This is a genomic window from Novosphingobium mathurense (assembly GCF_900168325.1).
Classification (GTDB): domain Bacteria; phylum Pseudomonadota; class Alphaproteobacteria; order Sphingomonadales; family Sphingomonadaceae; genus Novosphingobium; species Novosphingobium mathurense.
In genome coordinates this window covers 604,103-623,718 of record NZ_FVZE01000001.1, presented here as the reverse complement: position 1 = coordinate 623,718, position 19,616 = coordinate 604,103, and the positions used below count along the sequence as shown (strand labels likewise).

The 19,616-nt window shown below is 63.3% G+C and carries 15 protein-coding genes; 3 read left to right on the top strand and 12 right to left on the bottom strand.

Annotated features, from left to right (window positions below):
* Window positions 1–53: 53 nt before the first annotated feature.
* A complete protein-coding gene (locus B5483_RS03050; protein WP_079729430.1) occupies window positions 54–770 on the bottom strand; it encodes an SDR family NAD(P)-dependent oxidoreductase in 717 nt (238 codons plus the stop codon).
* A 433-nt stretch (window positions 771–1,203) separates the two neighbouring features.
* Here B5483_RS03050 and B5483_RS03045 point away from each other — a divergent pair, with 433 nt between their 5' ends.
* The 3 genes from B5483_RS03045 to zapE are packed head-to-tail and all read left to right on the top strand — an operon-like array spanning window position 1,204 to window position 3,577.
* Window positions 1,204–1,986, top strand: a complete 783-nt coding sequence (locus B5483_RS03045; RefSeq protein ID WP_054946485.1) for a succinate dehydrogenase iron-sulfur subunit — start codon at window positions 1,204–1,206, stop codon at window positions 1,984–1,986.
* 20 nt (window positions 1,987–2,006) lie between these two features.
* Window positions 2,007–2,465 (top strand): PaaI family thioesterase, encoded by a 459-nt coding sequence (locus B5483_RS03040; RefSeq protein WP_079729429.1) that lies wholly within the window; start codon window positions 2,007–2,009, stop codon window positions 2,463–2,465.
* Window positions 2,462–3,577 (top strand): cell division protein ZapE, encoded by a 1,116-nt coding sequence (gene zapE, locus B5483_RS03035; protein WP_054946483.1) that lies wholly within the window; start codon window positions 2,462–2,464, stop codon window positions 3,575–3,577. The genes B5483_RS03040 and zapE overlap by 4 nt, the downstream gene beginning before the upstream one ends.
* Before the next feature lie 419 nt (window positions 3,578–3,996).
* Here the strand turns inward: zapE and B5483_RS03030 are convergent, their stop codons facing one another.
* The 11 genes from B5483_RS03030 to B5483_RS02980 all read right to left on the bottom strand — a co-directional run bounded on the left by B5483_RS03030 (window position 3,997) and on the right by B5483_RS02980 (window position 19,472).
* Window positions 3,997–6,189: an EAL domain-containing protein gene (locus B5483_RS03030; protein ID WP_245828801.1), complete on the bottom strand. Its 2,193-nt coding sequence runs from the start codon at window positions 6,187–6,189 to the stop codon at window positions 3,997–3,999.
* A 337-nt stretch (window positions 6,190–6,526) separates the two neighbouring features.
* Window positions 6,527–8,422: an XrtA/PEP-CTERM system amidotransferase gene (locus B5483_RS03025; RefSeq protein WP_079729428.1), complete on the bottom strand. Its 1,896-nt coding sequence runs from the start codon at window positions 8,420–8,422 to the stop codon at window positions 6,527–6,529.
* 12 nt (window positions 8,423–8,434) lie between these two features.
* On the bottom strand, window positions 8,435–9,985 hold the full coding sequence (gene xrtA, locus B5483_RS03020) for an exosortase A (protein WP_079729427.1): 1,551 nt from the start codon (window positions 9,983–9,985) through the stop codon (window positions 8,435–8,437).
* Window position 9,986: 1 nt separating this feature from the next.
* Window positions 9,987–11,222, bottom strand: a complete 1,236-nt coding sequence (locus B5483_RS03015; protein ID WP_079729426.1) for a TIGR03087 family PEP-CTERM/XrtA system glycosyltransferase — start codon at window positions 11,220–11,222, stop codon at window positions 9,987–9,989.
* Window positions 11,222–12,298, bottom strand: a complete 1,077-nt coding sequence (locus tag B5483_RS03010; RefSeq protein WP_079729425.1) for a FemAB family XrtA/PEP-CTERM system-associated protein — start codon at window positions 12,296–12,298, stop codon at window positions 11,222–11,224. The genes B5483_RS03015 and B5483_RS03010 overlap by 1 nt, the downstream gene beginning before the upstream one ends.
* Entirely contained in the window at window positions 12,295–13,167 is an 873-nt protein-coding gene (locus B5483_RS03005; RefSeq protein ID WP_079729424.1) for an XrtA system polysaccharide deacetylase, read from the bottom strand. The genes B5483_RS03010 and B5483_RS03005 overlap by 4 nt, the downstream gene beginning before the upstream one ends.
* Window positions 13,168–13,207: 40 nt before the next feature.
* Window positions 13,208–14,455: an XrtA/PEP-CTERM system-associated ATPase gene (locus B5483_RS03000; protein ID WP_079729423.1), complete on the bottom strand. Its 1,248-nt coding sequence runs from the start codon at window positions 14,453–14,455 to the stop codon at window positions 13,208–13,210.
* A gap of 20 nt (window positions 14,456–14,475) precedes the next feature.
* Window positions 14,476–16,230 carry a preprotein translocase subunit YajC gene (locus B5483_RS02995; protein ID WP_079729422.1) on the bottom strand — a complete coding sequence of 585 codons (1,755 nt, stop codon included), beginning with the start codon at window positions 16,228–16,230 and terminating at the stop codon, window positions 14,476–14,478.
* Window positions 16,227–17,276 carry a P-loop NTPase family protein gene (locus tag B5483_RS02990; protein ID WP_079729421.1) on the bottom strand — a complete coding sequence of 350 codons (1,050 nt, stop codon included), beginning with the start codon at window positions 17,274–17,276 and terminating at the stop codon, window positions 16,227–16,229. Before B5483_RS02990 ends, B5483_RS02995 begins: the two co-directional genes overlap by 4 nt.
* A 12-nt stretch (window positions 17,277–17,288) precedes the next feature.
* Window positions 17,289–18,809, bottom strand: a complete 1,521-nt coding sequence (locus tag B5483_RS02985; RefSeq protein WP_079729420.1) for an XrtA system polysaccharide chain length determinant — start codon at window positions 18,807–18,809, stop codon at window positions 17,289–17,291.
* A gap of 18 nt (window positions 18,810–18,827) precedes the next feature.
* On the bottom strand, window positions 18,828–19,472 hold the full coding sequence (locus B5483_RS02980) for an XrtA/PEP-CTERM system exopolysaccharide export protein (RefSeq protein WP_054946472.1): 645 nt from the start codon (window positions 19,470–19,472) through the stop codon (window positions 18,828–18,830).
* Window positions 19,473–19,616 lie beyond the last annotated feature (144 nt).

Below are 19,616 nucleotides of genomic sequence, written 5' to 3'. Positions count from 1 at the left end.
CGTGCTGCGGGGCTTTTTCGTATCCGCGACTGCTGACTGGATTTGTAGCGTCGTCAGAACGGGATCGGTTGGCCGTCCCAGGCGAAGAATCCGCCGCTATCGGCGGAACCAAGCCCATCGATAACGGAGAGCAGGCTTTGCGCAGCCTGTGCAGCGCCCGTTACCTGGCCATCAGGCAAGTTGCGCTGATAGGGACGTGAGAGCGGCGTATCCACGGTACCGGGATGGAGGGAGACGATCACGCTTTCGCTGTGAGTGCGCCGCAGTTCGATCGCGAAATTGCGGATGAGCATGTTCAGCGCCGCTTTCGACGCGCGATAGCTGTGCCAACCGCCCAGACGATTGTCGCCGATCGAGCCAACCCGTGCGGATAGCGCTGCAAAGACACTACGCCTGTCTCTTGGCAGGAGCGGCAGGACATGGCGCGCAACCATGGCCGGAGCAATCGCATTGAGCGCAAAGAGCTGCGCCATCCTTGCCTGGTCCAGCTTGCGATAGGACCGCTCGGGCCCTGTCCCATCGGCAAAGTCGAGCGCGCCGCTGGCTACGATCACGAGGTCGGGCCGCCCTTCCCTCTCCATAAGCCGTGCAGCCTCGGCAATAGCGCTTTCCTCGGTAACATCGCAGATCAAAGGGACGATCTTGTCGCTGGCCGCCACCGGGCTTCTGCTGGCAGCGTATATCCGTTCGACATCGCCGCGCGCATCGAGCGCTGACACAAGCGCCGATCCAATCCCGCCTCCGGCCCCGAACACACAGGCGCATGTCATCAATCCCGCTCCTTGCTCAATCCAGCGAAACCGCGTGATCCTGTCATCTTCTACGCTACCGGGGCGCAGCGGTTCCCATGTGTGACGCAGACCCAACCGGATCACCAACGCATTCAAAGGGCGCACCGGAAGGCCGCCTTCCACGGCGAAACAGCTGTGATTCGCGCAAATCTTCCATCGCCCTGAACACAAATCCGGGCACCGGCCCCACGCCCAAAAGCACACAAGCCTCCTCCAAACAGATCGAAATTCGTTACTTATGTCATAATTTTCAATGACTTAAATCGCAAATCAGACCTTACATGACCGTAATGGCACCCCCTATCCAAACAGCAGAACCTGTCACTCTGGCCCCTTGCCCCGGCCCGCTGAATCGCTAGAGGGGTCTGCAGAAGCGGTTCATGCCGCAATGCGAGATCACGGGGATTCTTTCATGGCGACCTTCACCCTCCCGGCCAACAGCAAGATCAAGAAGCAGGGCAACGTCCACAAGGCGGAAGGCGCCGCGCGCGTGAAGAAATTCACCGTCTACCGCTATGATCCGGACTCGGGCGAAAACCCGCGTTACGACACGTTCGAAATCGACCTCGACAACTGTGGCCCGATGGTCCTCGACGCGCTCATCAAGATGAAGAGCGAGCAGGATCCCTCGCTGACCTTCCGCCGTTCGTGCCGCGAAGGCATCTGCGGTTCGTGCGCGATGAACATGAACGGCTCGAACGGCCTCGCATGCACCACTGCGATCGAAGACCTCAAGGGCGACATCCGCATCACCCCGCTGCCGCACATGGAAGTGATCAAGGACCTCGTTCCCGACTTCACGCACTTCTACGCGCAGTACGCCTCGATCCGGCCCTGGCTGCAGACCGTCTCGACGACGCCGTCGGGCAAGGAACGCCTGCAGAGCCCCGAACAGCGCGAGAAGCTGGATGGCCTTTACGAGTGCATCCTGTGCGCTTGCTGCTCGACCTCGTGCCCGAGCTACTGGTGGAATTCCGACAAGTTCCTCGGCCCGGCGATCCTGCTTCAGGCCTATCGCTGGCTGGCCGACAGCCGCGACGAGATGACCGGCGAGCGCCTGGATGAGCTGGAAGATCCCTTCCGTCTCTACCGCTGCCACACGATCATGAACTGCGCCAACGTGTGCCCCAAGGGCCTCTCGCCGGCGCGCGCCATCGCCGAAATCAAGAAGATGCAGGCGGAGCGCCAGGTCTGATCCTCGCGGTCTGAGCCGAGGTGGAACCTACCAGCGCATTCATCCACGCCCCCGATCCGGAACATCCGGGTTGGCATACGTGGGACATGACCGACCAGGAACGCTTCAACCCTGTCGTTATGGGCAAGATGCTCGTGCGACAGGAAGCCGACCGGGCGGCCCGTCTGCGGCTGCTCAGCACCAGGACGATGCACGGAAACCTACACGGCAACATTCACGGCGCCGTGATTCTTGGCCTGATCGACATCTCCCTGTTCGCGACCGTTAACCAGGTGATCGGCGGCAATTCTGCCTCTTCCGTGACCCTCGACCTGTCGACACAGTTCATTGGAAGCGGGCGCATCGGCGAGCCGCTCGATGCCGTCTGCGAGATCATGAAGGAAACCGGTCGCCTGTTCTTCCTTCGCGGAAATCTTGAACAAGGGGGCGAACTGATCGCTTCCTACATGGGCACCTTGCGGAAACCGTCAGCGCGATGACCGGCATGCTCAACCGTTACGAGGCGCTCGTCGCCACGGGCGAACTCCGCGTCGATCCGGAGCAGGCAGCGGCAGCCGAACGCCTGGATCGTCTCCAGCGCGAGATGTACAAGGCGCGCTCGTCCACCGGGCTGCTCGGACGCCTGCTCGGGAAGAAGGCCCAGCCCCCGCGCGGCGTCTACATGTGGGGTGGCGTCGGCCGCGGCAAGTCGATGCTGATGGACCTTTTCCACCAGACGCTCGACATCACCGAAAAGAAGCGCGTCCACTTCCATGCCTTCATGCTGGACGTACACGCGCTGCTGCGCGACGAACGCAAGAAGGAAACCGGGGATCCAATCCCGCCGGTCGCAGCCCAGATCGCGCGCAACGTCCAGTGTCTCGCCTTCGACGAGATGGTGGTCAACAATTCCGCAGACGCCATGATCATGAGCCGCCTGTTCACGCACCTGATCGTGAACGAGGGCGTGACGATCGTCACCACCTCGAACCGGGCGCCATCGCAGCTCTACAAGGACGGCCTCAATCGCGAACATTTCCTGCCCTTCATCGGTCTGATCGAGCAGGAACTGGACGTGATGACGCTGAACGGTCCAACCGACTATAGGCTTGCACGCCTCGGCGGCATGCCGACCTGGCACATGCCTCTGGGCGAACCGGCAACCCAGCAAGCGCGCGAAGCCTTCTATCGCCTCACCGACTATCCGCCCGAGGATGCTGAACACGTACCATCCGCCGAGATCGATGTCGGCGGCGGTCGCACCCTGTTCGTGCCAAAGAGCCTCAAGGGCGTCGGCGTGTTCAGTTTCAAGCGGCTGTGCAACGAAGCGCGCGGTGCATCGGACTATCTTGCCATTGCCCGCGCCTATCATACGGTCATCCTCGTCGGCATTCCGAAGATGGGCCCCGACCGTCGTAACGAAGCGGCCCGCTTCGTGACCCTGATCGATGCGCTCTATGAGAACAAGGTAAAGCTGATCGTGGCGGCCGACGCCTCCCCCGAGGAGCTTTACGAGGCCGGCACCGGCCGGTTCGAATTCGAGCGCACGGTAAGCCGCCTCAATGAAATGCAGAGCGCAGATTATCTTGCGCTCGGCCATGGCGAGAGCTGAATTCGTTAACGAATTCACCCCTTCGAGCCTCTTGGATCGTTAACGAGTCCCGAATCGGGACTCAGGCGAGTCGCGAACCACAGCCCGTTAACCAGGTCTCGCGAACAACAGGCGCCCCGCACCTTACTATCGCCAAAATATCAAAAGCGCCCTGAGCCAACGCGGCCAGAGCGCTTCGTTACGGAGCTAAATGCATCCGTTAAATACCTGATTTAGAGCGATAAATACTCGGAAATCGGTATTGGAAGACGCCGCGACCCGTCGAGACATTTACTCTCGAAGAGGTCGCTGACAGTCCGATTTTTAGCGACCGAGGCCGCCCCAAAGCCAGCTGTACATTGTATTTCCCCATGTGAACCGCCGCGTTTTTGCGGCTGCCCATATGGATAACAATGAGTTAAGAAGTCAGCAAGACTTTTTTAACCATTCATTCGGACGTGCTTCCTTTCGATATTATCGATCAGGTCCATGAACGGGACGGGACGACTGACGTAGTAACCCTGGATCGTATCGCACCCCATGCCCTTGAGAATTTCGAGCGCAGTCCCTGTCTCGACCCCTTCCGCGACCACTATGCGGTCGAGCGAATGGGCCATTTCGATGATCGACTGGACGAGCAGATAGTCTTCCTTGTTGGCCTCCATGGCCTGAACGAAGACCTTGTCGATCTTGATCTCCGAGGCCGGAAGGTAACGCAAGTAGTCGATCGTCGCGTTACCGGTGCCAAAATCGTCGATCGACAGGCGCAGTCCTGACTGGACCAGGCGCTGAAGCATCTGGAAGGTGCGCGAACTGCGATCGAGACGATCGGTCTCGGTGATTTCAAGGACCAGCTTCTCGGGAGGCAGACCGTGGGCAGCCAGAATCTCCGAGATCATTCCCGGAAGGCCCGGATTGCGCAGGAGCTGGGCCGAGATATTGACCGACATCGAGAAGTCGTATCCCATCTGCGCAAGGTCTACGGCTGAACGCACCGCTTCGTTGACGACAAAGCGCGTGATGCGTTCGATCCGATGGAATTCCTCGGCTATGCGGATGAACTTGTCCGGGCTGATCGGCCCGCGTTCGGGATGCGTCCAGCGAACGAGTGCCTCCGCTCCGGCGATACGGTTGGTCTTCACATCGAGTTTGGGCTGATAGGCCACCCAGACTTCGCCATTGTCGATGGCCCGGTCCAACTGGGTCAGCAGCGAGAGCTCCCACTGCGCCTCGTGCCGGCGACTGTCATGCTGATAGACCAGTTCGTCATTGCGAACCGCTTCCTCGGCCGACTGCATGGCGCTCGCGACACGGCTCGAGACTGTCCGGTCGAACTCGGAATCGATGCCGCAGTTGAACGACAGGTCGATGTCCATGCCGCTGACCTGGATGCCGTTCTGGACAATGCGATGCAGGCCCTCGAGGTTCTCGAACAGATCGAAAGTGCTGCGAATATTGGACAGCCACAGGAACATGCCGCCTTCGTGATAGACGGTAACGTCATGATCGCTGATGCGGATTCGCCGGACAATTTCGTGCGCAACCTGCGCCTCGACATGCTCGGCGAAGCTTCCGATTATAGCGCCGTAGTTACGGATTTTGAGAGCAACCAGAATCTTGGTGGACATCGCTTCGTAGTTGCGCAGCGCCTGAACGCTAGGAAGTCCCGATCCTGCGTTGGTCTCGCCAGCCACTTCGACACGATCAAGGTTTCGCATGCGGAAGACTGCCACCGCAGCTGTCGCCAAGGCTGGGAAGATCGCAACCTGTACACTAATGTAATTAAGGACGAAAGGAGCCGCGATAAGGACCACAGTCAGGCCGCTAAAGCGATATACATCGAAAACTCGCCCTCGGCCCAGGCCAGAGACGATGATGACGCATACAAGCAGAAATGGCGGAAGCCATCCCAACTGAACCGGCAATCCGCGTTTGAGGGTCTCTGCAGCAATTGCATGTGCATATCCGCCCGGAGCGTAGCCCTGCCCCGGCAACGGATGGATATCGTTATAACTGATCGCGCCAGGTGCGATAATTACATCTTTGCCGCTGACCAAACTGACATCGAGCTTCCCTCGAATTACATCGATATAGCTCGAGGTCGGTATCGTCTTGTAATCTATAGAATAGTCTGGCTGAAAAACGCCATCAGGATAATCTTTCAATCCTGCAATTGCGACCGACATGCTGGGAATTTGTCCCATCGGACTATCCGATGAAAAAGGTATACTCATGTTCAAGTTGAAAGGATGGAACAGGGCCAGCAAAGAGACAACATGCGCCTCTTTGCGGAACTGACGAACAGGTAGCGACGCAGCGTAATTGCCGCCTACGCCATTGTTGCTTGGCATCGCACCAAGAAAGACCCTGTTCGGATATTTCTTCAGTACTTCGACAAACTCATCGTTGCCCTTGTTGTCAGCATAATAGCTCAGCGCTCGATCGAAAAACACGCGCTTCGCCCCAGCCTTGAAGAGCGCATCGACGACTACGGCGTCATTCGAACGTGACACGTCCATCGCGCCCAAGGCATTAAGCGTGTTCGTGTCCTGCAGGACCATCGCGATTTCACCCTTAGACGGATGAATCCTGAGGTAATTTCTGAGGTTCGACAGCACATCCTCGACCGGCAAACCAACGCCCGAGACACCGCACAGTACGCCGGTCAGCGTCGCCCAGAAGACGATGCGGAAGCGGGCATTGCTCCAGAACTTGCGGAAACGGGCCTTGAGATCGGTCATTTCGGCCTCACCCTTCGTTCCACGGCATTCACGGACGTCGGGTGCACGTCAGCACCGCGGGAATCCCCCGCATTTTTCGTCCGAGAATCGTAGACCTTGACCTTCATACACGTCCTTCAATGACGCTTCTCAGGGATGGCCTAGAGTAAATGTCCTAAGATTGGGTGTAGTTAATTCCCGGCTTTTACACAGGCAGGTCAAGACCGGTTTATCCAGCGCGCAGGCGGGTTCAGGCAATACCCAACTTGGTAAATGCCTTCTCAAGCATCAACAACTGCCAGAGCAGCCGGGAATTGTCAGAAGTTCCCGCAAGATGGGCATCGACCAGACCCGTCAGGCGGCGGCTGTCGAACCAGCCGGTCCGGGCCAGCTGTGCGCTGGAGCAGACATCCCGGGCTACCTGGGCCAGCGGACCGCGAAACCACTGGGCAATCGGCGTCACGAAGCCCTGTTTGGGGCGATAGAGGATGTCGTCCGGCAGGAATCGCTGCATCGTGCGCTTCATCAGCCACTTGCCCTGCCCGCTGCGCACGCGCATCGATTCGGGCAGGCTGGCGGCGAATTCGATCAGCCGGTGATCGAGCAAGGGCTCGCGCGCTTCGAGACTGACAGCCATGCTCGTACGGTCGACCTTGGTCAGGATGTCTCCCGGCAGCCACGCCTTGAGATCGGCATACTGCGCCCGGTCCAGTCCGGAGCGCGCCGGCGCGCGGCGCATCAGGTCCAGCAGCGGCGCCTCGGCACGATAATCCCCACGCAGGCGGAGGAATTCGGGCGAGTAGAGACTGTCGCGAAGTTCCGGCGGGGTAAAACCGATCGCACGCGCATAACCTTCCGCGGAATCGCCGGCCAGCGAAAGCAGTGTCGTCTTCGCCCGCAGCGGGCGCGGCGCCCAGTCAGCCTTGGGATAGATCGCTCCCAGCGTTCCGAAGACCGGTGCGCGCACCGCCTGCGGCACAAGCGCGCGAATGCGATCCTCTCCGTACTGGAACAGATGCCGGCGATAGCCCGCAAGCGCCTCGTCCGCGCCGTCGCCGGACAGCGCAACGGTCACGCTTTCGCGCGCCAGTTGGCAAACGCGCCATGTCGGCAGCGCCGAGGCATCGGCGAACGGCTCGTCGAACATGCCCGCCAGTGCATCGATCATTCCGAAGTCGTCCGGTGAGACCTGCCGGACCTGGTGATCGGTGCCATAGCGCTGCGCGACCTGACTCGCGTAGGCCGTCTCGTCGAGCGCAGCGACATCGAAGCCGATGGAGCAGGTGCGCACGGCTTGCGAAGATGTCTCCGCCATCAGGGCCACCACGCTCGAACTGTCGACCCCGCCCGAGAGGAATGCCCCGAGCGGAACGTCCGCTGCCATGCGCGAGGTCACCGCCTGCCGCATCAGGTGCAGCAATTCGGCCTCGAGATCCTCCACTTTGCCCTTGCGACGCTCGGTGAAGGAAACGTCCCAGTACTGCCTTGGGTCAGGCATCGCCTTGCCGTGCTGCAGGAGCAGCGAATGGCCAGCGGGCAACTTCATCACGCCCTTCAGCATGGAGCTGCTGTCGGGCACGTAGCCCCAGGCCAGGTAATCCTCCACAGCGAGCGGATCGACTTCCCGCCGCAGCATCGGATGGGCGAGAAGCGCCTTGAGTTCGGAGCCGAACGCCAGACTTCCGTCGCTCAAGGGCGCCATGAACAGCGGTTTCACGCCCAGACGGTCACGAGCGAGGAACAGCGTGCGCGCCTCGCAGTCGTAAAGGGCGAAGGCGAACATCCCGTGCAGGCGGCTGACGCATTCCGGGCCCCAGCGCTGCCACGCAGCGAGAATGACTTCGCTGTCGCCATCGGTGTGGAACATCGCGCCCGCCTTGCGCAGTTCCTCGCGCAGCTCGCGGTAGTTGTAGATCTCACCATTGAACACGAGCATCGCGCGGCCGTCGCTCGACGCCATCGGCTGGGGCGAGCCGGCAAGGTCGATGATCGACAGGCGTCGATGACCCAACCCTACGCCCGGCGCCGTCCATACGCCGTGGCCGTCTGGCCCGCGATGGACCATGGCGTCGCACATCGCCTCGACCCTTGCGGGGTCGACGGGCTTGGGCGTTTCAAGATGATAGATACCGGCAATGCCGCACATGCAGACGGGTACCTACCGGAGTTGGGCGACGCGGTCCATCCACGCGTCCAGCGGTCCGGTGGATGACACAAAGCGCGATATGGCCTCGGCAGCGGGCTGGTCAGGCGTATCCGTGGCGGAGACGATCAGCATCGTCGTCGGGCGTGCCCTCAGGAGAAGATGATTGCCGATCACCGCCAGCTTGAGACGCGCATTGCTTCCTGTCAGCAGGTCTCCGTTGCGATACCAGGTGACGGCCAGCCGCTCGACCTTGCCGGCACCGAGCAGCCGTTCGCTCCTGCCGCTGGCGAAGGCCCTGCCCGGCCCCTGCCATGCCCAGGCGCTGTCCGGCATCAGCGCGCCCTGCCCAAAGCCGCCGGCTTCGCGTCCTTCCCCCTGCGAGGCATAGAGCGCGAGGAAGACGTCCACCTTGCCGCCCTCGCCATCGACATAGCGGCCTAGCAGGCGGTGCTCCGCCCCTGACGCTTGCGGTTCCCACCAGATCGCTGGTGCATAGTCCGCGCGGCTCCAGCCGGAGACTTCTGGAAGGTGAATTTGCGCCGGCAGGGGCGCAGCGATCCGGTCGGCTCCAAAGGCCCAGCCGCGCGCCAAGAGCAACAGGGCAACAAGGCCGAGCAGAGCGAAGGTGTAACTCACCTGCATTGCGCAAAGGCGTGCCAGTACCGCATGGCCGCGGATCGCTTCGGCATCGATGATGGGATCGGCCGGCGGACGGTCGAAGAACCGCCAGGCCCCGAGGATGACGAGCCCCAGCACGATGGCGAAGAAGAACCAGCCATAGACGATATGATCGAAGCCTGCCGCGACGTCTGCGCCAAACCACTGCGCAGCATAGATCGTGCCCCATGCCCTGACGCCATTGGCGAGGATCGGCACGACCACGCACGCTCCGACCATGGCGATCCGGCGCGGCCAACTGACGAAACAGACATTGGCGGCCAGAACGCCGAATGCGACCATCGCGATCAGGAACTTCACACCCGAGCAGGCTTCGGCCACCTCGAACAGGCCAGCCGGGGTATCGATGAACACGCCGTCGATAACAGCGGGAATGCCGCTCAGGTGCGTGAGCCCGACCGTAATTTTGGCCGTAATCATCTGCAGGACGTTCACCAGTTCCTCGCCCAGCGGGACGAGGAAGGCGAGATAGCACAGCGGGAACAGCAGCCCTGCGCTCACCTGTGGGCCCAACAGCAGCGGAACGCTCGCGCCCAGCATGGCGATGGCCCCGGCCTGCCGCGCAAGATCCAGTCCCGATATCGCCCCCAGCAACCAGATGAAGGCGGCTGCTCCCAACAGAAGCAGGCCCGGCCACCACGCCTGCGGCTCAAGCTTGCGCAACTCGCCCCAGCGCTGCCAGACCAACCAGCCAAGGATCGGCGGGATCAGCAGGATATGGTTGTAGGTAGAGATGTCCCACCACTGCCGCACCATCGCCGCCCAGTCCGCGGCGAATGCGCCAAGAAGAACGAGCCAGACCCCTGCCAGTCGCAGGAGCGGACCGCGCCAGCTTGCAGGAATCGGGCCTCCTCCGGAATGGAGGACTTCGGCGAAGGAGCGCATGTCAGGCAACGTCGCTCAGGCGTGGGCATGCACGACCGATGTATTCAGGCAGGCGCGACAGCGCGGCCGACCAGCTTGCGTTTTCAACGATCCAACGGCGTGCAGCCGAACCCTTGGCCTGCTTGCGCGCCGCGCTCTGGGAAAAGGCGAGGATCGCACCGGCCATGGCGGCATCGCCGTCGGCTATGTGAAAATCGCGCCCGTCGACGGCATCGATGCCGTTGGCCGCTCCCGGAGTGAGGATCACCGGCAGTTCCATCGCCATTGCCTCGAGCACCTTGTTCTGCACGCCGCGCGCGATGTCCAGCGGCACCAGTGCAAGATCGGCACCTGCGAGCCACGGGCGAATATCCTCGACGCGCCCCCATATCCGCGTGCCGTTCACGCCGTCGCGCGCAAGCAATGCCTCGACCGGATTGCGGCCGACGACATGCAGTGTCGCATGTCCGCAGGCCGCGCGCACGGCAGGCATGATGCGATCGATAGCGCGCAGGACCGCCGCGACATTGGGCGCATAGTCCATTTGTCCGGTAAAGATGATCCGCGGACCGCCCGACTGAACGATGCGCGGTTCGGGCTCCACCAGGGCCGGGTCGAACCATGCGCTGTCGAGGCCATTGCCCATCGCGTGGACCTTTGCACTACCAGCAAGATCCAGCGGCAGGCGCGAACGCAGCAGTTCGGCTTCGAGCGAAGTGATCAGCAGGCTGGCGTCAGCACGGCGGACGATGCGCGCTTCTTCCGCGCCGAGGACGCGCCCTTCGCGACGATCGATCCAGCTGCGCAGGCCCTTTGCGTTCGCCCCATAGGCTTCGAACTTGGCCGAATCGACATCGACCAGATCGGCGACGACGCGGCCGGTGAAGCTGTCGGGCACGTACTGCGCCATCTGCCCGGAGAAGACGTAGATGACGTCGATGTCACGCTTGCGCAGGGTTTCGCGCACCCACCCCTTCAGGCGGCGGTCGTGAAAGGCGGTGAGGCTGACCGGCCTGCCCCACGACAGGGCTTCGATAGCGGCAAGCGGCAGCGGCTTTATCCGGCGCAGCAGCAGGTGGCTTTCCGAAATCGCAGCGAGGTCAGACTCGCTCGCGAAGTCCTGCTCATCGTCGGCAAACGTGGCGACGTGGACCGGAGCCATGCCCGCCAACGCCTTGAGAACGTGGTGCGAGCGGATCTTGTCGCCCCGGTCGGGCGGGAACGGAATGCGGTGGGACAGGAACAGGATTTCACCCATCAGCCGATCCCCCGGGCGATCAGCGGGCCGAGGCGGTTGGCGATGCCAAGCGGCAGTTTCTGCCAGATCGCGATCTGGAGCGACAACTTGGAACTGGCAGGGTCGGCCTCGCGCGGGGTGGCTCCGGGAGCGGTCCAGCTGGCATAAGTCAGCGGCTCGGGTTCGAAGCCCCAGTTGCGCTTGAAATGGTAGGCTCCGCTTCGCGTCTTCGACCGACCGAAATCGAACGTGCTGCACCCGCGCCTGCGGGCATGGAGCATGAGTTCATAATACATCCGGTCATTCGCGCGCAGGCGCCGCGCTTCCCATGTGCCACCGCCCCAATAGGGCATGGCAGCGCCCCGGTGATAGACCGTGATCACGCTGGCGAGGGGACGTCCTTCGTGCCGCACGGTCAGGATGTCCGCATCCTCGCCGAAGGCATCGACAACGGCGTCGAGCAGCGCGCGCGAAAATACCGGCGTGCCGAGATTGCGGTAGCTTTCGGCAAAGACCGCATAATGCGCAGCCCGGTCACGCTCGGACGTGCCGATCTCGACGGACAGGTCGTTCGCCAGAGCCTTGCGCACCTCGGCGCGCTGCTTGCGCGGGATCGCAAGCAGTTCCGCCTCATCGTCCGCCGCCAGAGGCCGTGCGAAATTGCAGTGCGATTCGGTCTTGAGCGCCCAGCCCTGCCCCGCATCGGGAAGCACGCCGCCGCGCAGCTCGACAGTCGGGCAGGACAGACGCAGCGCCAGTTCCTCTGCGGCGCGCAGCACTTCACCGGGTTCGGAGCCTTCATCCGCCAGCAAGCCGCCGCCGACCGCAAAACCGCTGGAGGCCAGCATATCCCCGAAGATGGGCGAATGGATCGCGCTCAAGGGAAGGAAGGCAACGAGTTCGCCGTGCCGCTCCTGCACCAGCGCGAATGACCGGTTGCCGGTCGCACGGGCAGTCGCCACGAACCAGGCGGGACGGTGAAAAGGCGTGCCTTGCGGATGCGCCGCGACATAGCCTTCGAGCCGGGCGACCTCATCCGGATCGGCCAGATCGGCCAGCCGCACTTGCGCGCGGGTCGGGGCGAAAGGCGCGTTCATGCCGCCAGCGCCAAAGCCCTGCCAGCTTCGCGCGCGGCCAGTTCGTCCATGCGGCCCCAGCTGAACTCGTCGATGAGCTGGCGCAGCTTGGCCGCCATGACATCGAGATTGGTGTAGTGCCGCAGACGCGAGCGAAGCGGAGCGTTCTCGACTCGCGGCTGGTTCGGATCGATTTCCCAAGGGTGGAAATAGAAGACCGCCGGACGGCCCTCGACGCGGTTCACCTGCCGGATCGCCCAACGCGAAAAGCCATAGGGCAGAACGCGGAAGAAACCGCCCCCGCCCGCGGCAAGACGGCGGCCGGCGAAAGTGGCCGTCGTGACCGGAATCTCGACGAAATCGCTGCCTGCCAGCGGATGGAAGGTAAAGCGCGGCGCCTCGCGCCAGCCGTAGTGATCGTGAGCGATCGGCGCGACGCTGGAGCTATAGGCATAGCCCTGTCCGGCCAGAACTTCGAAGGCCCAGGGCGTGCGCGCATCGATGGAGAAGCTCGGTGCCCGGTAGCCGGTTACGGCCACACCGGCGGCGTCCTCGATGGCCTTGCGGCTGCGTTCGAGATCGCGTGCGAAACCTTCAGCACCAAGGCGGAAGACGCGCTCATGGTCCCAGCCGTGGCTTGCTACTTCATGCCCCTCACCCGCGATGCGGCGCATCAGCGGACCGTGACGCTCGGCCACCCAGCCCAACGTGAAGAAGGTGCCCTTCACCCCGGCATCGGCGAACATCGCAAGGATCGCATCGCAATTGCGCTCGACGCGGTCCGCCAGCGTGGACCAGTTTTCGCGGGCAATGACGGTTTCGAAGGCGCCGACCTGGAACCAGTCCTCGACGTCGACCGAGAGACCGTTGATCGGGAGACTGGCAGGCATCGGGCTCACTCCGGTCAGACGCGAACGAAGGCTGGGGCTATCAGGCGGCGCGGCGCTGGCCCTCGCCGCCTTCGATCCACTCGATCAGCATCGTCAGGGTATGACGCAGCATGCGGTCATGCTCGGCAAGGCGCGCCTCGAGATCCGAAACATGGCCGGTCATCGCCTGAAGCTGCGTTTCGAGAGCCGCGACCCGCGCCTCACTGGCGACGGCAGCTTCCTGCTCGCGCGCTTCGGCTGCGGTCGCGAGTTCAAGCACGGCCTGCTGCAGTTCGGTGATCTGCGCGTCCCGATCAGCCAGCGCCGATTCGATCACCGCGGCGACTTCCTCGGTATCGATGCCTGCCTGAACGGGCTCGGCCTGTACCTGGACTTCGCGTTCGCCCCCCTCCGTTTCGGCAGCCTCGACCTGCATGGCAGGCCCCTTGCGCTCGACTTCCGGCTCGGGAGCCTTGCGGCTTACCAGCGAGATCGACCCATCGGCATCCAGTTCGGCAAGGACCTGTGACAAGACGTCGAAATCGATCACGGAACGCTGCTCGACCGCACCCAGCAGCAGCAGGCGATTGACCAACTGGTTGATCCGCCGCGGCACGCCACCCGTCGCTTCGAAGATCCCGGCAAAAACTTCCGCATCGAACTGCGGATTGCCCTGCCAGCCCACGCAACCAAGGCGGTGCTCGATATAGGCCTGCACTTCGTCTGCCTGCATCGCTTCGAGGTGGTGCGTGGCGATGACACGCTGACGCAGCTGTTCCAGTTCCCTGCTATCGAGCAGGGTCGCGCGGAATTCCGGCTGGCCCAGCAACAGCGTCTGCAACAGCGGATGCGATCCGAGCTGGAAGTTCGAAAGCATGCGCAGTTCTTCTAGCGCGGAGACGGAAAGGTTCTGCGCCTCGTCGACGATCAGCAGGCAGCGGCGACCGTGGCGCGCCTCTTCATGCAGGAAACCCTCGATAGCACCCAGCGCCGAGGCCTTGTCGTGCCCGGCAACCGGCAGGCCGAACGCCTGTGCGACGACATGGACGATCTCCTCACCATCGAGCGCGCTGGTGACGACCTGCGCCGCCGTCAGGCGACTGGGATCGATCGTCGCCATGAGATGCGCGACCAGCGTCGACTTGCCCGCACCCACTTCACCGGTGATGACAACGAAGCCTTCCCCCTGGGCGAGGCCATAGCCGAGGTAGGACAGCGCCTTGCGGTGCGTCCGGCTCTCGAAATAGAACGCCGGGTCGGGCGTAAGCTGGAACGGGCGGCTTTCGAACCCGTAGAAATCGTCGAACATCTCTCGTCCTCCTTAGGACTTCAGAAATTGTACCGCAGGCCGACGAGGGCCGATGCGGTCCAGATATCGTCAATGGAGGGATCGTTGCGGGTCGTCCCGTCGATCCCGAGCGCCGCGGTAGCCCGCAAGCGCTGCGTCAGCAGGCGGTAGTAGGCCGCCGTGGCGCCATAACCGGCAACGTCGCCGCCCAGCGGGCCGGAACTCGAAAGCCAGTTGGCATAGACATTCGTGCTCCAGCCGGCATCGGGGCCGAGCCGACCGCTCAAATAGGCCGCCAACCAGTAATTTTCGTCGATGAGGCCGTTGGCCGAGGCCAGAACCGTCCCCTCGGCGGCGATGAACTTGCGGCGATCGTAACCGGCACCCACGCCTGCATTGAGGCGTCCCAGCTTCATCGCATAACTTGCCGTCACCCCGCGCGACCGGAACGTGGCCGACCGCACCGAACCGAGTGCACCGGCAAGGCAATTGCTGCCTTCGAGCGAATCGACACAGCCGCGCAGTTCTCCCGTGATCGGATCGCGCACCGCCTCGAAATCATCGGGCAGATCGTTGAGGAAGCGGTTGAGCTGGCCACCGAAGCCGGCGACGTTGTCATAGACTGCCACGCTCAGTTGGCTGCGGTCGTTCGGCGCATAGGCGAGAGTACCGCCGAAGCTGGTCGCCCCGTAACGTCGCCCGACATGGGCCGAAAGCGACGTGCGCCGGCTGGGACGCCACATCACCGCAACATCCCAGATCAGGCCCTCCACGTCATAGGCGATCTGGCGCGGCGCGCTCTTGTCTGTCCTGAAGCGACCGTTCCTGCCGATCACCGGGTTGCCGTCTGCATCGCGCACGGCATCGCGGCTGGACACCTCGACGTCTTCGTACCCGATCGCACCGACGGCCTGGACCGTGCGGCTGACCGGCACCGTAACCATGGCGCGCGCCTGCATGTCACGCACGCGCTGATCGAGGTTGGAGATGTCCTCCTGATAGAAGCTGCCCGCGACGGCCAAGCCAACGGGCAGGATCTCGTAAGGCGCCACGCCCGCCTCGACATCGGCAACGTGCGAGACGCTCTCGTCGAAAATATCGCCCGATGCGCCGCCAGCGTCGCCAATGTAGGCATTGGGCCGGTCGACCTTGGTGTAACCGGCGCGGTAGTTGGCATTGATCGAAACGTCACCGGCCCGGGTTGCCACCGAAGGTCCGCCATAGACAGAATAGATGTTGGACGAGGAGTCGCCGCCAACCAGACTGCTGCCCAGCGCAGAGCCGCCGTTTTCAACGCTGACCCGGGTCGCAAGCGCACCTGCCTCCAGCGTCACGCCTGGCGTTACCGTGGCATAACCGCTTACGAGTCCACTGATGGTATCGCCATCGCGCGCCTTGCCACTCCAGCCGATCTGACGCGCGTAACGCACGGAGGCGGAAACCGCATTGCGCTGCCCGACGATGCTGGCATCGACCCCGACCGCAACCTGCGTGTAAGTGAGCACGTCATCGCCCGGCGAAAGCTCCGCGTCGACGATCTGATCGACCTGGATATAGGGCTGAATCGCATAGCGGCGCTGGCCGCCTCCCCGACCGCCACGCGCCTTCGCCTTTGGCGGGGAATACGTGTCTGAGCCTGCACCGTCCGATGCCTGGTCGCCGTCCATCCCGCCCCCGCCGACGCCTTCGTAGCCAAGCGTCTGCGCGTGCACTGCGGCAGGCAGCGACAGGGCCGCCAGCGCCGCCATCGTCGCCAGGCCGGTCAAGCCGGTCCGGAGGCGTCGCTTCGCCGTCATCCCTGATATCCGTAGTAAGTGCCGAAACGACGGCCGCTCGGGCTGAATTGCGCCGCGTTCAGAAGAAGCTGCACATTGGGGCAGGCACCGAGGAGCGAGATCGCATCTTCTAGCGCCCCCTGCCCGGTTCGATCCGCGCGTACGATCACCACGACCTGACCGACGTATTTGGCCAGCTCCGCGGCGGGCGAAGCTGCCAGCGCGGGCGGCGAATCGAAGATCACCACGCGGTTCGGTGCGCCTTGCGTCAGGCGATCGAGCACACGGCGGGTTCGCGAGCTGGAAAGGTATTCGCTGTCGGTGTTCGAGGTGTCACCAGCCGGCAGCACCCAGAGGCCCGGGATATCCGTGCCCAGCACGCAATCGGCAACGTCGATACTCTCGTCCATCAGCGCATCCATCAGCCCCGGACCGCCGGGCAGTCCGAGCGCGGAAAGAATCGACGGCTTGGCGAAATCGGCATCGACGAGAAGGACTTCGCTTTCCTTTTCGGCCGCGATGGAAAGCGCGAGGTTGAGCGCGCAGTAGGTCTTGCCCTCGCCCGGGTGCGGAGAACTGATGAGCAGGCGCTGTGCGACGGGTCCTGCGTTCTGGCGGCGCAAGTCGGCGCACTGGAGGAGCAGCTGCCGCTTGACGATGCGGAACTCCTCAAGGCTCGCGGTCACCGCCCCTTCGGGCACGATCAGGCCCTGATCGCGCAGGCGATTGCGGTCGACGGGATGATGAACGCCGCGGAATTCGGTGCGTTCCTGCGAAGCGGGAGGCGATTGCGGGGCAGCAGCCACTTGCGCGGCTGGTTGAGGTACCTCGACGGCAGGGTCTGGTTGCGCAGCCTGCGCGGCAGGCGACCGTTCTGCTGGCGGCTGTACTGCAGGCTGCTCGACTGCGGGCGGCGCCGGCTTGGGGATCCTGCTCGCCACCTCGGGCGGGATCGGCGCGGGCTTGGCGATCAGGCTGTTGAGAGCGAGGCCACCGGTGGCGCGCTCGATCAGCGATCCACCGGGAGCGGCCTTGCCGGGAAGCGGGATGCGGGAGTGCTCGGTCATCGCTCGTTCCCTTCAGGCCACCATGCCGCGCTGGATGAATTCGACTGCGAGCAGCACGACGAAGAGCCCGCAGAGCGCGGCACTGGCGCCGTAGAAATACTTGAGGCGGCGCTTGCGCAGCGCACGGGCCGCATCGGTCAGGTTCTGAGAGATCGCGCCGAGCACCGGCAGGCCGATCGAACGCTCCAGACCCGCTGCCGTCGCATAGACGGAGCGCACCTTGCTGAGCGCGAAGGCACCCGCGCAGCCGCCGCCGATGCCGACGACCAGCACGCCCAGCAGCAGGATCGGGCGGTTGGGCGCCACCGGGGCGCGCGGCGTCGTCGGCGGATCGACGACTTCGAACTTCACGGCCTCGCGCTCGGTCTTCACTTCGCCGCGCAGGCGCAGTTCCTCGCGGTCCTGCAGGAGCTTGTCGTACTGCGAGCGCAGGACGTCATAGTCGCGGTTGATCCGCTGGGCCTGGCTGGCGAATTCCGGGTTCTGGATCGCCTGCGCGGTCAGCCCGGCGAGATCGGACTGCAATGCGGCCTTGCGGGAAATCAGCGCCTGCACATTGGCCTGGCGTTCGGCGCGGATCGACTGCAGCGAGGTAAAGGCCGGGTTCGGCGTACCGACCCCGTTGGCCGCTTCCTGCGCCGCCGGTCCCTTGAGCGAGGCGATCTGGTTGCGCGCGGCAATCACGTCGGGATGCTCTTCGGTAAGGCCACGGGCGCGCAGGGCTGCAAGGTTCGACTGGGCCTGTGCCAGAGCCGCCGATGCACCGCCGGCGCTACCCCCGGGGATGGTCCTGGGCGTACCGGCAAGCTGGCCGTCGATGGCGGCAAGCGCGGCCTGTGCGGCGGCGAGATCGGCCTCCACGCCGCGCAGTTCGGCGCGCGAGGATTCAAGGCGCTGTGCGCTGGCCGCCCCGCCAAGAGCGAATTCGGGATGCTCGGCCTCGAACGCTGTGCGCTTCTGCTCGGCCGATTCGAGTTCCTTCTCGCGCTGGGCGAGTTGCTGGTTCACGAACTCCAGCGTCTCGACCATCTCGCCGCGATTGCCCGACAGGTTTTCCTCGCGGAAGATATCGATCAGCTTCTGGGCGATATTCTGGGCAAGCTTGGCGTTTTCCGCATCGGAGAACGACGAATAATTGGCGGTCGCGGTGATCTCGAAGAGGTTGTCCTGCTGACTGATAACCTTGACGTTCTTGGCCAGGGCGAGGACCGCCGCTTCCATCTGCTTGGGTGCTTCGATCGTGTCGCCGATGCGGGTCGAACGCACGACCTTTTCAAGGTTCACCGCGCTTGTGAGGGTCTGGCGGATGCGTTCGATGTCACGCTTCTTGTCGGCAACGCCGATGCCCACCTGTTCGGCCAGCGCGTCGTCGAGCTGGATGAAGATGCGCGCGCGCGATTCGTAGCTGTTGGGGATCAGCGCCACGACCAGCCAACCCAACAGGCAGATGCCCCAGGCAATGCCCAGGGCAATCCAGCGCCGGTGCCAGACGCTGTGGATTGCGGCCAGCAGCTCTTCGTAGAGAGAGTTCATCGCGTGCGCCGGCCCCTCTTAGAACATGCTTTCGGGGATGATGATGACGTCACCGGGGCTGAGCATGACGTTGGCCTTGCTGTCCCCCTTCTTCAGCAGATCGCCCAGCCTCAGGGCATATTCCTTCTGCTTGCCGGTCGACTTGTCGAAGCGGATCAGGTGCGCCTTGTTGCCCGCCGCATATTCGGACAGGCCGCCCACCGCGATCATCGCGTCCAGCACGGTCATGTTGGCACGGTAGGGAATAGACGCCGGCTTCTCGGTCGCGCCGACAATGCGGATCTGCTGGCTGAAGGTTCCCGCGAACTTGTTGACGATAACCGAGACCAGCGGGTCCTCGATGTACTGGGAAAGCTGCAGGCGGATGTCCTGCGCCAGCATCGAGGGGGTCTTGCCCACGGCAGGCATGTCGGTGATCAGTGGCGTGGTGATGCGCCCGTCGGGACGGACCTGCACTTTCGCGCCCAGTTCGGGATTGCGCCATACGAAAATGGTCAGTTCATCCAGAGGGCCGATGACATATTCCTCGCCCGGCCCTTCCTGCATTGCAACAAAGGAGGCCGGGGGAAGCTCGGGCGCGGCACCGCCGCCTGCACATCCGCTGAGAGTCACGCCGGCAAGCGCGCAAACGGCGAGCAGGCGGGTCAGACGGCGATACGGCATGGGCACTTCCCTCACTGCGCCAACCCGCCGCAATCCTCACGAGAGCGGCGGACCTGGCGAAATCCGGCTTCCGCTATCGGTCAAAAGGGTGAACATAGCGTTAGCCTTGAGAGGCCAATTGGCAGCAGGTCCCAAAAAGGGACG